The sequence below is a fragment of the Phyllobacterium sp. NPDC097923 genome, from assembly GCF_044760925.1.
Classification (GTDB): Bacteria; Pseudomonadota; Alphaproteobacteria; order Rhizobiales; family Rhizobiaceae; genus Phyllobacterium; species Phyllobacterium calauticae.
In genome coordinates this window covers 353,423-367,763 of record NZ_JBIWBL010000002.1, presented here as the reverse complement: position 1 = coordinate 367,763, position 14,341 = coordinate 353,423, and the positions used below count along the sequence as shown (strand labels likewise).

12 protein-coding genes are annotated in these 14,341 nt (G+C 59.9%); 6 read left to right on the top strand and 6 right to left on the bottom strand.

Translation table 11 applies throughout. The annotated features are described in order from the left end of the window. Positions 1 to 3: 3 nt before the first annotated feature. Positions 4 to 546: a YcbK family protein gene (locus ACIQWS_RS14145; protein WP_403180232.1), complete on the bottom strand. Its 543-nt coding sequence runs from the start codon at positions 544 to 546 to the stop codon at positions 4 to 6. Between the two features lie 296 nt (positions 547 to 842). On the opposite strand from ACIQWS_RS14145, the gene acs reads away from it, so the two are divergent. Then, positions 843 to 2,795, top strand: a complete 1,953-nt coding sequence (acs, locus tag ACIQWS_RS14140) for an acetate--CoA ligase (RefSeq protein WP_403180228.1) — start codon at positions 843 to 845, stop codon at positions 2,793 to 2,795. Between the two features lie 39 nt (positions 2,796 to 2,834). On the opposite strand, the gene ACIQWS_RS14135 is transcribed toward acs, so the two are convergent. From ACIQWS_RS14135 to ACIQWS_RS14125, 3 genes are all read right to left on the bottom strand, one after another. Then, positions 2,835 to 4,100 carry a class I SAM-dependent methyltransferase gene (locus tag ACIQWS_RS14135; RefSeq protein WP_403180223.1) on the bottom strand — a complete coding sequence of 422 codons (1,266 nt, stop codon included), beginning with the start codon at positions 4,098 to 4,100 and terminating at the stop codon, positions 2,835 to 2,837. Positions 4,101 to 4,455: 355 nt separating this feature from the next. Further along, the gene (locus tag ACIQWS_RS14130; RefSeq protein WP_403180216.1) at positions 4,456 to 4,743 is read right to left on the bottom strand and encodes an addiction module antidote protein; all 288 of its coding nucleotides are present in this window, start codon (positions 4,741 to 4,743) and stop codon (positions 4,456 to 4,458) included. Then, entirely contained in the window at positions 4,724 to 5,038 is a 315-nt protein-coding gene (locus ACIQWS_RS14125) for a type II toxin-antitoxin system RelE/ParE family toxin (RefSeq protein WP_346307051.1), read from the bottom strand. Before ACIQWS_RS14125 ends, ACIQWS_RS14130 begins: the two co-directional genes overlap by 20 nt. 192 nt (positions 5,039 to 5,230) lie before the next feature. Between ACIQWS_RS14125 and ACIQWS_RS14120 the strand changes: the two genes are divergently transcribed. Next, the gene (locus tag ACIQWS_RS14120) at positions 5,231 to 6,631 is read left to right on the top strand and encodes an MATE family efflux transporter (protein ID WP_288192829.1); all 1,401 of its coding nucleotides are present in this window, start codon (positions 5,231 to 5,233) and stop codon (positions 6,629 to 6,631) included. A gap of 10 nt (positions 6,632 to 6,641) precedes the next feature. Here the strand turns inward: ACIQWS_RS14120 and ACIQWS_RS14115 are convergent, their stop codons facing one another. After that, positions 6,642 to 6,875, bottom strand: a complete 234-nt coding sequence (locus tag ACIQWS_RS14115) for a DUF1674 domain-containing protein (protein WP_403180208.1) — start codon at positions 6,873 to 6,875, stop codon at positions 6,642 to 6,644. 115 nt (positions 6,876 to 6,990) lie between these two features. On the opposite strand from ACIQWS_RS14115, the gene htpX reads away from it, so the two are divergent. The 4 genes from htpX to purH all read left to right on the top strand — a co-directional run bounded on the left by htpX (position 6,991) and on the right by purH (position 12,976). Continuing rightward, entirely contained in the window at positions 6,991 to 7,962 is a 972-nt protein-coding gene (gene htpX, locus ACIQWS_RS14110) for a zinc metalloprotease HtpX (protein WP_403180206.1), read from the top strand. Further along, entirely contained in the window at positions 7,959 to 9,338 is a 1,380-nt protein-coding gene (locus ACIQWS_RS14105; protein WP_403180203.1) for an RsmB/NOP family class I SAM-dependent RNA methyltransferase, read from the top strand. The genes htpX and ACIQWS_RS14105 overlap by 4 nt, the downstream gene beginning before the upstream one ends. Positions 9,339 to 9,523: 185 nt before the next feature. Beyond that, positions 9,524 to 11,233, top strand: a complete 1,710-nt coding sequence (locus ACIQWS_RS14100) for a heparinase II/III family protein (protein WP_346305164.1) — start codon at positions 9,524 to 9,526, stop codon at positions 11,231 to 11,233. A gap of 126 nt (positions 11,234 to 11,359) precedes the next feature. Next, complete coding sequence (purH, locus tag ACIQWS_RS14095) at positions 11,360 to 12,976, top strand: bifunctional phosphoribosylaminoimidazolecarboxamide formyltransferase/IMP cyclohydrolase (RefSeq protein ID WP_403180197.1); 1,617 nt, start codon at positions 11,360 to 11,362, stop codon at positions 12,974 to 12,976. Here the strand turns inward: purH and ACIQWS_RS14090 are convergent. Continuing rightward, positions 12,966 to 14,333 carry an MFS transporter gene (locus ACIQWS_RS14090; RefSeq protein WP_403180194.1) on the bottom strand — a complete coding sequence of 456 codons (1,368 nt, stop codon included), beginning with the start codon at positions 14,331 to 14,333 and terminating at the stop codon, positions 12,966 to 12,968. The genes purH and ACIQWS_RS14090 overlap by 11 nt on opposite strands. Positions 14,334 to 14,341: the final 8 nt, after the last annotated feature.

Genomic DNA, 14,341 nt, shown 5'->3' with positions numbered 1-14,341 from the left:
TCGTCACCAGCTGCGGCGCGGTCCCGTATCGATGTGATAGTAACCGGCGGGATAGCGTTTGAAGCCGCCGACTTCCTTGCTGCCCGACAGATGTTGCAACAGGCCGGAGGCGCTTCCATGCACGCGGAAATCAACGGCCTGGCAACTCAGATGGTAGGATTTTTCCCGCCCGCCTGCCCTGCGGTTGGCATTGCGTGACCGCACGGTCGAATTGACGGTGATCGGGCCATAGGCTGCGGAAACTCGGTTCAAGACATGCTTGAGCCGTTCCGGCACGCAATTGGCCGGAGCCTTGTACTGAATATAGGATTTGCCGCGCGGCATGGCCGCAAGCACGAGCGGATTGATCTTGTCGAACAGGGAATCGCCGAGCAGATGCGCATGCTCTTCGTCAAAGAGGTGTGCACCGAGCCGTTTCCAGGGATTGGCCGGTTCCGGCAGCGTGCCGGCAGTGGCGGGATTGGCAAAAGTGAGCCCGAACAGGGCAATCGCCAGAGAGGCGGATTTTGCGCGAAACACAACGCCGCGCAAGGGTAACATCGTCATCCATCAGTCCTTGATTGGGCGCACGCTTCTCAGTCCACACGGCGCGCCGGCATTATCCTCCCAAGTCAAGGCAGAGACGGTCTAAGACAAAATGTGTCCAAAATGGATCACGCCCCATAACAAAATGTAACGTAATATTACGACACGTAGCGGTTTGTGTGCGACGGAACGCCGTTCCCTCCGGGGCATTTGTTGTATTTACGCATCGATTTGCATGGTGATAATGAACGCCATGCGCCTCTCTCCCCGGGAGGCATCCGGGTGGAGGCCCGTCAGCTCAGGTTTGGAGGAAATTGATGTCCGAGAAGGTCTACCCCGTGCTGCCAAGCGCGAAGAAGAACGCGCTTATCGACAACGAAACATATCTCGCCTGGTACAAGCAGAGCATCAAGGATCCGGAGAAGTTCTGGGCCAAGCACGGCAAGCGCATCGACTGGTTCAAGCCCTACACCAAGGTCAAGAACACCTCCTTCGAGGGCAAGGTCGCGATCAAATGGTTTGAAGATGGCCAGACCAATGTCTCTTACAATTGCATCGACCGGCACCTGAAGAAGCGCGGCGATCAGGTCGCCATCATCTGGGAGGGCGACAATCCCTATCTCGACAAGAAAGTCACCTACAACGAGTTGTATGAGCAGGTCTGCCGTCTTGCCAATGTGCTGAAGAAGCACGGCGTCAAGAAGGGTGACCGCGTGACGATCTATATGCCGATGATCGTCGAAGCCACCTACGCGATGCTGGCCTGCGCGCGTATCGGCGCTGTCCACTCCGTCGTTTTCGGCGGTTTCTCGCCCGATGCGCTTGCCGGCCGCATCATCGATTGCGAATCCACCTTCGTCATCACGGCCGACGAAGGCATGCGCGGCGGCAAGCCGATCTCGCTGAAGGACAATACGGACAAGGCCATCGACATCGCTGCCAAGAATTATGTGATGGTGAAGAACGTGCTGGTTGTCCGCCGCACGGGCGGCAAGACCAGCTGGGCGCCCAACCGCGACCTCTGGTATCACGAGGAAATTCTCAGCGTGAAGCCCGAGTGCAAGCCGGAAAAGATGAAGGCCGAGGATCCGCTGTTCATCCTTTACACATCGGGCTCCACAGGCAAGCCGAAGGGTGTGCTGCACACGACAGGCGGCTATCTCGTCTATGCCTCGATGACACACCAATATGTCTTCGACTATCACGATGGTGATATCTACTGGTGCACGGCCGACGTGGGCTGGGTCACCGGCCACTCCTATATCGTCTACGGCCCGCTTGCCAATGGCGCCACAACCCTGATGTTCGAAGGTGTTCCCAACTACCCCACCAATTCACGCTTCTGGGAAGTCATCGACAAGCACAAGGTCAACATCTTCTACACCGCCCCCACTGCAATTCGTGCGCTGATGAGCGCGGGTGATGCGCCGGTCAAGAAGACCTCGCGCAAATCGCTGCGCATCCTTGGTTCGGTCGGCGAACCGATCAACCCGGAAGCCTGGGAATGGTACTATCAGGTGGTCGGCGACAAGCGCTCGCCCATCGTCGATACCTGGTGGCAGACGGAAACCGGCGGTATTCTCATCACGCCGCTGCCGGGTGCCACCGACTTGAAACCGGGTTCCGCCACGCGCCCATTCTTCGGCGTGCAGCCACAGCTGGTCGACAATGAAGGTGATGTGCTGGAAGGTGCAGCCGACGGCAATCTCTGCATCACCGACTCGTGGCCGGGACAGATGCGCACGCTCTATGGCGATCACAAGCGCTTCATCGAGGCTTACTTCTCCACCTACAAGGGCAAGTATTTCACCGGTGACGGCTGCCGCCGCGACAAGGATGGTTATTACTGGATCACCGGCCGTGTCGACGACGTCCTCAACGTCTCGGGTCACCGTATGGGCACCGCCGAAGTGGAATCGGCTCTGGTCTCCCATGACACGGTTTCGGAAGCAGCCGTTGTCGGCTATCCCCATGACCTGAAGGGACAGGGCATCTATTGCTATGTCACGCTGATGGCTGGCCTTGAAGGCACTGACGAGTTGCGCAAGGAACTTGTTGCCCATGTGCGCAAGGAAATCGGGCCGATTGCCTCCCCGGACAAGATCCAGTTTGCACCGGGCCTGCCCAAGACGCGCTCGGGCAAGATCATGCGCCGTATCCTGCGCAAGATCGCCGAGGATGATTTCGGCTCATTGGGCGATACGTCGACACTGGCCGATCCGGCTGTTGTCGACGATCTGATCGCCAACCGGCAGAACAAGAAGGGCTGAGCGGCAAGCCGCTACAAAAACCCGAACAAGAGCCGGTCTCTAGCGGTAGAGATCGGCTCTTGTCTGTGGTACTGCGGAAATCCCGCGCTTGCGCTTGGACGCCAGCGTCTGGTTGATCTGTACGGTCCCGCGCTCGAACGCCAGCGCGCAGCCGGTCAGGTAGAGCAGCCAGAGCCGGGCTTTTGGCGCACCGACTTCCGCAATCGCCTCGTCAAAGCGGGCATGCAGGCGATCGGCCCAGAGACGGCAGGTCCGGCCATAGTGCTCGCGCAGGTTTTCCACATCGTGAACCTCGAAACCATAGCCTTCGAGATTTTCGATGGTCATGCCGAGATGGTCGAGTTCACCGCCCGGGAAGATATATTTCACCAGCGCCAGATGCTCGGCACTCTTGCGGCCGAACGTCTTCTTGTTGCGCTTCATGCGCCGGGTGATGGCATGATGCAGATAAAGACCGCCCGGTCGCAGCAGACGATGCACGCTGGAAAAATACGTATCGTAATTGGCGATGCCGACATGTTCGAACATGCCGATCGATGAAATCTTGTCGAACTCCTCGTCGAGGTGTTCGTAGGATTTCACGTGAATCGTGATCTTGTCTTCCAGACCCTCTGCCTTGATCCGTTCGCGGGCAAGCGCGGTCTGGGCTTCCGAAAGCGACACGCCGGTTCCGGTGATGCCATAATGCTTGGCCGCATGGATCAGCATCGCACCCCAGCCGCAGCCGATATCCAGCAGTTTTTCGCCGGGCTTCAAGCGCAACTTGCGGCAGATCAGGTCTAGCTTGGCTTCCTGCGCCTGATCGAGGCTGTTGGCCCAATCGGTGAAGTAGGCACAGGTATAGACCATCCGTTCGTCCAGGAAGAGCTGGTAGAATTCATTCGACACATCATAGTGGTGGGTAATGGCCGCCTTGTCGGAGCCGCTGACGAAAGGCTTCTGTCCATCGACGCCCGAAGCATCCGTGCCGCGGCCGCCGAGCAGCAAGGCCGGCACATCCTTCAGCAGTTGCCATTTGGGCAGGGTCTTGAGCTTCTGCTTGAACTTGCCTTTGGGCCCACGCTCGACCAGGTCGAACAGCGTGCCGTTCTTCACGTCGATCTGGCCCGAAATCCACAGCTCGACGATCGATCCGATGTTGGGTTTCAGCGCCAGACGGCGCACGGCCATCGGATCGTTGATCGCAAGCACCGGGCCGTCCATGTCGCCGATACGCTCGCCATTCCATAGCTCCACGGCAAATTGCGGCTCCAGCATATGTAGGACTGTGCGGATAATCCGCGCCGCGCTTTCTTGTGCCGCCATGCAACAACTCCAAATCATAAGCTCCGGCACACTGCTGCCGGAGGTCCGGCAGAACCTATGCGCTTCGTTTCCGGCTGGCAACGCACTTTCACGGGCAGCTGAAAACGGCGATTGAAAATTTTCCCTTGAAACCTGACGCGCCAGACCCCATTCTCAATTTGTGTTCAACGAATGAAAAGGAGGTGATCCGATGTCTCGTGATTTCGCAAACTGCCACAAGGCGTCTGATGCTTTCCATCGGGGATCGTCTCTCCGTTGAATAAGCAACCCTGGCTAGTCCAGGGGTAAGAAGGCCAAACGACAGCTTTGTGCCAGACGGAATTGCGGGGCCACTCTTCGGAGTGGCCCTTTCCGTTCAGGCGGCACGTTTTCCTGTAATCTGGAAACCGATCGCCTTCATGACGGCAATGGTCGTTTCAAGCGTCGGATTCCCGTCCTCGCTCAAAGACCTGTACAGTTGTTCACGCGCCAAGCCGGTTGCACGGGCAATGCTCGTCATCCCTTTGGCGCGCGCCACGACACCCAGCGCTTTTGCAATATGACCTGCGTCGCCCGTATCAAACGCATCGGCCAGGAACACTTCGATTGCATCGTCCGATTTCAAAGCCTCTGCTGGATCATAATCATAAAGCTTTGTCACCATTGTCGTCTTTCCATTCTGCAGCCATCAGTTTTGCATTGCGTATGTCCTGCTGTTGCGTGCTCTTGTTCCCACCGCACAAGAGAATGACAATCTCGGAATTGTGCCGTTTGAAATAAACGCGATAGCCGGGTCCGTAGTGAATACGCAACTCGCTGACGCCCTGTCCCACTGACAAAACATCACCGACCAGACCATTGGCCAAACGGAATAGCCGGGCAGCAATCGCAGCTCTTGCCCTGTCGTCTTTAAGCTTCCGCTCCCATCTCCGATAGGTATCCGTCTGTTTGATCTGCATTAAAAATGTATTTTTTAAATTACAATATGTCAATTCCTCCAAGTATTAATCGGATGACATTCCAAATGAAACCAACGCCAGATTGTATCCGTGATGCACTTTGCTCTTTTCGAAATTGATGATACCAAGATTTCTGCCTGAAAATGGTGCACTCTGCCTCTATACGAGGCAATTCCCTCGGAAAGACCCACGATGTCCGCCCTCTCGACCCCAAACGCAGCACCCAAGCGTGCATGGCGTGACGAAATCATTGCAATGCTGTCCTTGAGCTGGCCTATGATTCTCACCAACCTGGCTCAGACCGCCATGACGGCAACCGACGTCATGATGATGGGCTGGGTCAGTGCGCACACGCTGGCCGCCGGGGCGCTTGGTACCAATCTCTATTATGTTCCGATGATCTTTGGCCTTGGTCTCATGCTGGCGACATCGCCGATGATGGCGCGCGAGCTGGGCCGCAACAAACACACCGTACGGGAAATCCGCCGCACCGTGCGGCAGGGCCTGTGGATTGCCGTGACGATCTCCATTCCCATCTGGCTTGTCCTTTGGAACACCCAGTCGATCCTGACGGCCATGGGGCAGGATCCGGCACTTGCCGCCGAAGCAGGCGCCTATGTCAGGGCCCTGCAATGGGCAGCCCTGCCGTTCTATTGCTACATCGTCGTCCGTTCATTCCTGGCAGCACTCGAACGTCCAGGCTGGGCGCTGGTGATCGCTGTCCTCGCCGTGATGTTCAATGCCCTGGCAAACTGGTGCCTGATCTTCGGCCATTTCGGTTTCCCCAAACTCGGCATCGTCGGCTCGGGCATTGCCACGACGCTGTCCTCCGCGCTGATGTTCATCGGTCTTGTCATTGTCGTTTTACGCGACCGGCAGTTTCGCCGCTACCGCCTGTTTGGCCGGTTCTGGCGCGCCGACTGGGCGCGCTATCGCGAACTCCTGCGCCTCGGCCTGCCCATTGCAGCGATCCTCAGCTTCGAAGTGACCATTTTCAACGCGGCCGCCTTTCTGATGGGCATTATCGGGCCCGATTCCCTGGCCGCCCATGCCATTGCCATCCAGATCGCGTCGATCAGCTTCATGGTCCCCATGGGCTTTGGCCAGGCGGCAACCGTGCGCATCGGCAGGGCCTACGGTGCACAGGACCGGGATGGTATCAAGCGGGCGGGTTGGGTGGCATTTGCAGCCGGCACAGGCTTTATGGTTCTGACAGCGCTGCTCATGCTCCTGGCGCCCCACCAGCTCATCCGCGCATTCATTGACGTCAGCGATCCGGCCAACGCGCCGGTCGTATCCCTCGCAGTGTCGTTTCTGGCCTTTGCCGCGCTTTTTCAGATTTTTGATGGCGGGCAGGCCGTTGCCAGCGGCATGCTGCGCGGCCTGCATGACACGACGATACCGATGATCTATGCGGCCATTGCCTATTGGGGCATCGGCCTGCCGCTCTCGGTCGCCTTCGGTTTCTGGCTGAAACTGGAAGGCGCAGGCATCTGGCTCGGCCTGCTGTCCGGCCTGGCTGCCGCCGCCATTCTGCTGATGAGCCGTTGGTTGCGGCGGGAAAAACTGGGCATCGAAATCATCCGGCACTAGGCCGACGGGATCAGAAATCGATGGTGCGGCCCTTGATTTCCCAATCGCCGAAGCGGGCGGGATCCTTGCCGCCGCGCCCACCGATCTCCCGCGGCTGGCCGGCTTGTTGTTCCTCGGCCTTGCGGCGCGCCTCAGCTTCCAGCAATGCGCGCTGTGCGGCAGGCGGCAGTTGATCGAAAGGCTTGCCTGACAGCTGCTCGCCGGTCTCGGCCTGCGGCGTCTCCGATGCCTGGTCGCTGGTCATTCTGGTCTGTCCATCATTGAAGCTTGCTGTGTGAAACACCATCATATACCGGAAGATGTCGAACAAAAGGAATGATCTTGATACGTGAAATGTTCACAATGCGGGGAATGACACCATGAATGTAATGCGCACTGGAATGCTGCTCGCTTTCATGACCGCCTTGTTCATGGGCGTCGGTTTTCTCATTGGCGGCACCGGCGGCATGCTGATTGCCCTCGTCGTTGCGACAGGCATGAATCTCTTCAGCTACTGGAACTCCGACAAGATGGTCCTGCGGATGTACAACGCCGTCGAAGTCGACCAGAACAACGCCCCGGAATATTACGGCATCGTGCGCGATCTCGCCGCGCGCGCTGGCTTGCCCATGCCACGCGTCTATCTCATTGAAAATGACCAGCCGAATGCTTTCGCCACGGGGCGCAATCCGCAGAACGCCGCGGTCGCCGCTTCCACCGGGCTGCTGCATCGCCTGTCACCGAACGAGGTGGCAGCTGTCATGGCGCACGAGCTGGCGCATGTCGAACATCGCGATACCCTGACCATGACCGTCACAGCCACCCTCGCCGGAGCAATCTCCATGCTTGGCAATTTTGCCATGTTCTTTGGCGGTGGCAATCGCAACAACAACAATCCCCTCGGTTTCATCGGCGTTCTCGTTGCCATGATCGTTGCGCCGTTCGCCGCCATGATCGTGCAGATGGCCATCAGTCGGACGCGCGAATACTCGGCGGACCGGCGCGGCGCGGAGATTTGCGGCAACCCGCTGTGGCTCGCCTCCGCACTCAACAAGATTGCCCGCGGTGCCAAGGAGATCGTCAACGAGGAAGCCGAGCGCAACCCTGCCTCCGCGTCGCTCTTCATCATCAATCCATTGAGCGGCCAAGGAGCTGACAATTTGTTCTCCACCCATCCGAGCACCGAAAACCGTATCGCGGCCTTGCAGGCCATGGTGGAAGAGTTTCGCCAGCGTCCTGCCGCACCGCAGCCAATGGCGACGCCGGCTGCTTCCGCACAGGAGGAGCCTCAGGACGAGACACCGTCCCCCTGGGGCCGTGACGGTTCCTCGCGTAAAGGCCCATGGGCATGAGCGCGGGACAGGAGAGAAAGCGGCCGTCTGGCAGGAAGAACAGCGCCTCAAATTACCACGAGGCCGAAGACCGGCCGGGGCTGGCGGCGCGCCAATGCGCGACCCGGCTGTTGGGTGCCGTCATTGAAAAGCAGACCTCGCTGGATGGACTGACCGACAACAGCAACGGTCATCCGCAATACATGGCGCTTGACGACCGCGACCGGTCGCTGGTCCGCGCCATTCTCGGTGCTGCCCTGCGCAATCGCGGCGCCATTGAAGCAGCCATCGGCCAGCTGATCGACCGGCCGCTGCCCGAAAACGCCGTTGCTCTGCGTCACTTGCTGCACGTGGCCGCTGCACAGATTCTCTATCTCGATATCCCCGATCGCGCCGCTGTCGATCTGGCGGTGACCGCCGCCAACAACGATCCGCGCAACCGCCGTTTCGCTTCGATGGTCAATGCCGTGCTGCGCCGCCTGTCGCGTGAGAGAGACACTCTCGTTTCGAATGCGAGCAACGTGCCGGCGTGGTTCGAAGACGGCCTGATCGCCGCCTATGGCAAGGAAAAAGCCACGGCTATCCTGGATATACAGAGCAAAGAACCGCCCATTGACCTCACCGTCAAGGGCGATCCGCAGGAATGGGCGGACCGCCTTGGCGGCATTGCCCTCCCGACCGGGTCTGTGCGCATCGCCCAGGTCGATGGTGCGCTGACCAGCCTTGCAGGCTTTGCCGAAGGCGACTGGTGGGTGCAGGATACGGCAGCAAGCCTTCCTGCAAAACTCTTCGGCGACATCAAGGGAAAGCGTGTTGCCGACCTTTGTGCCGCTCCCGGAGGTAAGACCGCGCAATTGGCGCTGGCCGGCGCGCACGTCACGGCGCTTGACCTGTCGGCCAATCGGTTGAAACGCCTGCGATCAAACCTTGAGCGCCTGCAGCTGACGGCAGAAACCGTGGAAGCCAATCTCGCCGCCTATACTCCAGCCGAGCCGTTCGACGCGGTTCTGCTTGATGCGCCCTGCTCCTCCACCGGCACCGTGCGGCGCCATCCCGACGTTCCGTGGACGAAGTCGCCAGCCGACATCCAGAAGCTTGCAACGCTTCAGGCCAAGCTGCTCGATCACGCGGTCACCCTGGTTCGTCCCGGCGGCGTCGTGGTCTTTTCCAATTGCTCGCTCGATCCGCTGGAAGGCGAAAAGGTTGCCAACGATCTTCTGGCCAAGAATCCGTCCATCGAATTGCTGCCAGTAAGCAAGGACGAGGTGGGCGGACTTGCCGAACTGATCACCCCGGAGGGCTATGTGCGTTCCACACCGGCTGACCTTGCCAACGATGATCCGGCCCTCTCAGGCATGGATGGTTTCTTCGCTGCACGTTTTCGCCGGAAAGATTAAAATCAAATACTAAAATTTTAACTGTTTTGGTTGCATAGTCCCGATTTGTCGTCGATGGGTTGAAACCAAAGCAATGATTTCAGGGAGTTGGGACAGGATTCCGCCGTGCGGGACATGTTTCGCGAACATGCGTAACAGCAGACTGAAGTGCGCCGGAATGCGGCGAAGCGAGGAAATGCCGCGAGATGGTCGCTTTTAGCGAAACACCGCAACTTTGGGGACTTGCGACTGCGCAATTGTGGCGCCGTTTTCGCAGGCGCTTGCGCATGGGGCCGTTGTTTCGCTGGCGTTTCACCGGGTTTACCCCCGAACGCGTGCTGATTGCACCGCAGGATTTGCGCCCTGCCGACCCGCAGCTGGCGGAAGAGTTTTACCACGGCCGCTTTGCGCTTGCTGGCCGGGTGGTTGAGACCGGCGGGCGCTCGCCCTTCATCGTCGAGCCACCCAATGCCGCCTGGCAGGCGGCGCTGCACAATTTCGGCTGGCTGCGCCATATGCGTGCCTCCGGCACCGAGCTGGCTACAGCCAATGCCCGCGCTCTGCTCAGCGACTGGATAGCGACCCACGGCCGCTCGATCGGCGGCCCTGCCTGGGCTCCCGAGGTCACAGCCCAGCGCATTATCGCCTGGCTTCAGCATTCCAGCCTCATCCTGGCGGGTGCAGACCTGCGGGCCTACCGGCAATTCATGCGTTCGCTCGCCACCCAGGTTCGCTATCTCAGGACCATGGCTGCCGTGATGGACGATGGCGAAGAGAAACTGCGCGCCCGCATTGCGCTTGCCTTTGCCGCGCTGGCGCTGCCCGTTTCGTCCAATACGGCGCGCTCGGCCCGCCGCAATCTCGAGTTTGAGCTCATTCACCAGATCCTGCCGGATGGCGGGCATATCTCCCGCAATCCGCTGACGGTACTCGAACTTCTGGCCGACCTTCTTCCGCTGCGCCAGACCTATGCCAGCGGCACCGAGGCACCGCCGAAGGCGCTGATGGAAGCCATCGAGCGCATGCTGCCCGCGTTGCGTTTCTTCCGCCATCACGACGGCAACCTGGCCCTGTTCAACGGCGTCGGCGCGACCATGCCCGAACGCGTCATCGCCGTTCTGCGCCATGACGATATTGGCGGCCTGCCGCTGACCCATGCGCTGCATTCGGGTTATGAGCGGCTCTCGATGGATTCGACCACCATCATTGCCGATACCGGTCTTGCGCCGCCGGTCACCGCATCGCGCGATGCCCATGCCGGGTGCCTGTCTTTCGAAATGTCATCCGGCCGCAATCGCTACATCGTCAATGCGGGTGTCGACCGCTACGGCCCGGAAGAATTCCGCCCGCTGGCGCGCTCCACCGCTGCGCATTCCACCGCGACGATCAATGACACCTCGTCATGCCGTTTCAGCGCGACCTCCGGGCTTTCCACCATGATCGGCACCCCGATCATCGCCGGGCCGACAAAGGTCAATGTCGAGCGGATCGAACGGCCGGGGGCCGCTGGTTTCGTCGCCAACCACAATGGCTATGTCCGGCCATTCGGCATCTATCACGAACGCCAGATCGTCCTGTCGCATAATGGCAGTGTCATCGAGGGCATCGACAGTTTCTTTGCCGCCGGCCGCAATCCGCTGCGCGGGACCGGCCGCGAAAATGTGGTCATCCGCTTTCATCTCCATCCGGCGGTCAATGTCAGTGTCGACGATAACGGCCTGATTATCCTGCAGGTGGACAATGACGATATCTGGATGTTTTCCGCCACCGTTCAGCCCTTCATCGAAGACTCGCTGTTCTTCGCCGGGTTCCGCGGGCCGGTCAAAACGCGCCAGATCACGCTTTCGCTGAGTGCGGCGCAACTACCGGAAGTGGAATGGCAATTCACCCGGACATCCCTCGGCGCCTATGGCTGACCCCTTGTGGTGGGGAAAACCGCCCCAATTCGTCTGAATATGCGATCGGAAGTAGGATTCCTTGGCTGCCTGTGCTAACCGGCTGTCCAAATCCCCCAAACTTTCCCGCTGAGGACGAATTCTCCCATGGCCGTCACTGCAAAATCCATTCCCGCCCCGAACCTTCATCCCGTCAAGCGTGCGCTCATTTCGGTTTCCGACAAGGCGGGCCTGACAGCCCTCGCCCATGCGCTGCACCGGCACGGTATCGAAATCCTGTCGACGGGCGGTACATCCAAGACCATCGCGGCGGAAGGCATTCCCGTCATTGACGTTTCCGAGATCACCAATTTTCCCGAGATCATGGATGGCCGCGTCAAGACCCTGCACCCCAAGGTGCATGGCGGCCTTTTGGCGGTGCGTGATGATCCCGAACACGCCGATGCCATGCAGGCGCACGGCATCGGCGCCATCGATCTGGCTGTCATCAACCTCTACCCCTTTGAAGAGGTTCGCCATTCCGGCGCAGACTATGCCAATATCGTCGAGAACATCGACATTGGCGGACCGGCCATGATCCGCGCTGCGGCAAAGAACCATGCCTATGTCGGCGTGGTCACCGATACCGGCGACTACGAGATGGTGATTGCCATGCTCGACAAGCACGAGGGATCGCTGCCCTATTCCTTCCGCCAGAGCCTTGCCGCCAAGGCCTATGCCCGCACGGCAACCTATGATGCGGCCATCTCCGGCTGGTTTGCCGAAGCGCTGATGACCGAGACGCCATCGCGCCGGGCCATCGGCGGCCACCTGCATTCCGTCATGCGCTACGGTGAAAACCCGCATCAGTCCGCCGGCTTTTATCTCACCGGGGAAAAGCGTCCGGGTGTTGCCACGGCAACCCAGCTGCAGGGCAAACAGCTTTCCTACAACAACATCAACGATACCGACGCAGCTTTCGAACTGGTTGCCGAGTTCGATCCTGCCCGCACCTCGGCCGTCGCCATCATCAAGCACGCCAACCCCTGCGGCGTGGCTGAGGGCGCGACACTGAAAGAAGCCTATCTCAAGGCGCTGGCCTGCGATCCCGTTTCGGCCTTCGGCGGCATTGTCGCGCTCAACAAGATACTCGATGCGGACGCAGCGGAAGAAATCGTCAAGACCTTCACCGAAGTGATCATCGCGCCGGATGCAACACCGGAAGCGCAGGCAATCGTTGCCGCCAAGAAAAACCTTCGCCTGCTTGTCACCGGCGGCCTGCCCGATCCGCGTGCATCCGGCATCACAGCAAAGACAGTTGCCGGCGGCATTCTCGTCCAGTCGCGCGACAGCGGCGTGGTCGACGATCTCGATCTGAAGGTCGTGACCAAGCGTGCGCCGACCGAACAGGAAATGACCGACCTGAAGCTCGCCTTCCGCATCGCCAAGCATGTCAAATCCAATGCCATCGTCTATGTGAAGGATGGCGCGGCGGTCGGCATCGGCGCCGGTCAGATGAGCCGCGTTGATTCCGCACGCATTGCCGCCCGCAAGGCAGAAGATGCTGCTGAAGCCGCCGGATTGCCGACACCCCTGACCAAAGGCTCGGTCGTCGCCTCCGATGCGTTCTTCCCCTTCGCCGACGGCTTGCTGTCAGCGGTCGCCGCCGGAGCCACGGCCGTTATCCAGCCCGGTGGTTCCATGCGGGACGAGGACGTTATCGCTGCGGCCGATGAACACGGCATTGCCATGGTGTTCACCGGCATGCGCCATTTCAGGCACTAAGCCTCGCCGGAACTGCGGCGGGATAGGGTGTTCGCAACAGGACAGCCAGTCCGGCCAGCAGGAAGACGATGATCATCGCCATGCCGAGGCGTGGCGATCCGCTCAGCGCTGTCACAGTGGCAACCATGAATGGCGCGAGAAAACTCGTTGCCCGCCCCGACAGGGCATAGATGCCGAAATAGCGGCCCGCTTCGTCGATCGACACGCTGCGGGCCATGTAGGACCGCGACGATGCCTGCACCGGGCCGAAGGCAAGCCCGATGAGAAGCCCGAATACAATGAAGGCCTTCTCGGCGGGTGTCTTGAACAGCCCGACCGTATCGGCGCCTGTCAGCGGCAACAATCCAAACAGTGTGTAGCCGGGCCCAGTCGAGACGATGCCGATGGCCGCGACGGTCAATAGCAGCAGCGAGATCACCACAACCGCCTTCGAGCCGATCCGCGTATCGAGCCAGCTCGCGGCAAGGCAGCCGAAAATCGCAACGACATTCAGGATGATGCCGTAGATGCCGATCTCCACGGTTGCCCAGCCGAACATGATCGCGGCAAATGCCCCGCCAAGGGCGATCAGGGCGTTGACGCCATCCTGATAAATCATGCGGGCGATCAGAAAGCGGAAGATACCCGGGCGCCGACGCACCTCGCCAATGGTGGATTTCAACTCCGCAAGCCCTCCGCGCACCGCCTTGCCGATGGGCAGCCCCCTTGCGCTGTCGGGCGTGAACAGGAACATCGGCAGCACGAAAACCAGATACCACAGCGCGGACAGAGGCCCGGTTGCGCGGTCGCCCTCACCTGCAGCGGGATCAAGCCCCAGGATCGGCTGCCACCCCAGCATGGTTTTTCCGGTTTCTGGCGAACCTGCCATGAAGGCGACGACAAAGATCAGGGCAATCATGCCGCCGAGATAACCGAGTCCCCACGCCATGTTGGAAATGCGCCCGATATCCTTTTCCGGCACCAGCCGCGGCATCATCGAGTCGTTGAAAACGATGGAGAATTCCGCGGCAATCGACGCCAGGGAAAAGAAGAGCAGCGGAGCAATGAGACTTGAACCCGGCGCGGCGAACCACAGCATCGACAGGGCAATGATCTGGATGACGGCAAAGAAGCCGATCCACGGCTTGCGCGCGCCGGTCTGATCGGCAATCGACCCGAGGACGGGCGACAGCACGGCGATGACGAGGCCGGATATGGCAATGCCATAACCCCAGGCCGCCTGGCCGATGGCGGGATCACTCGCCATCCGCGCGACGAAATAGGGACCGAAGATGAAGGTCGTGACAACGGTGAAGAATGGCTGCGCCGCCCAGTCGAAGAGCATCCATCCCCAGATGCCCCGTTTAGACGCAGCCATGTCGTTTC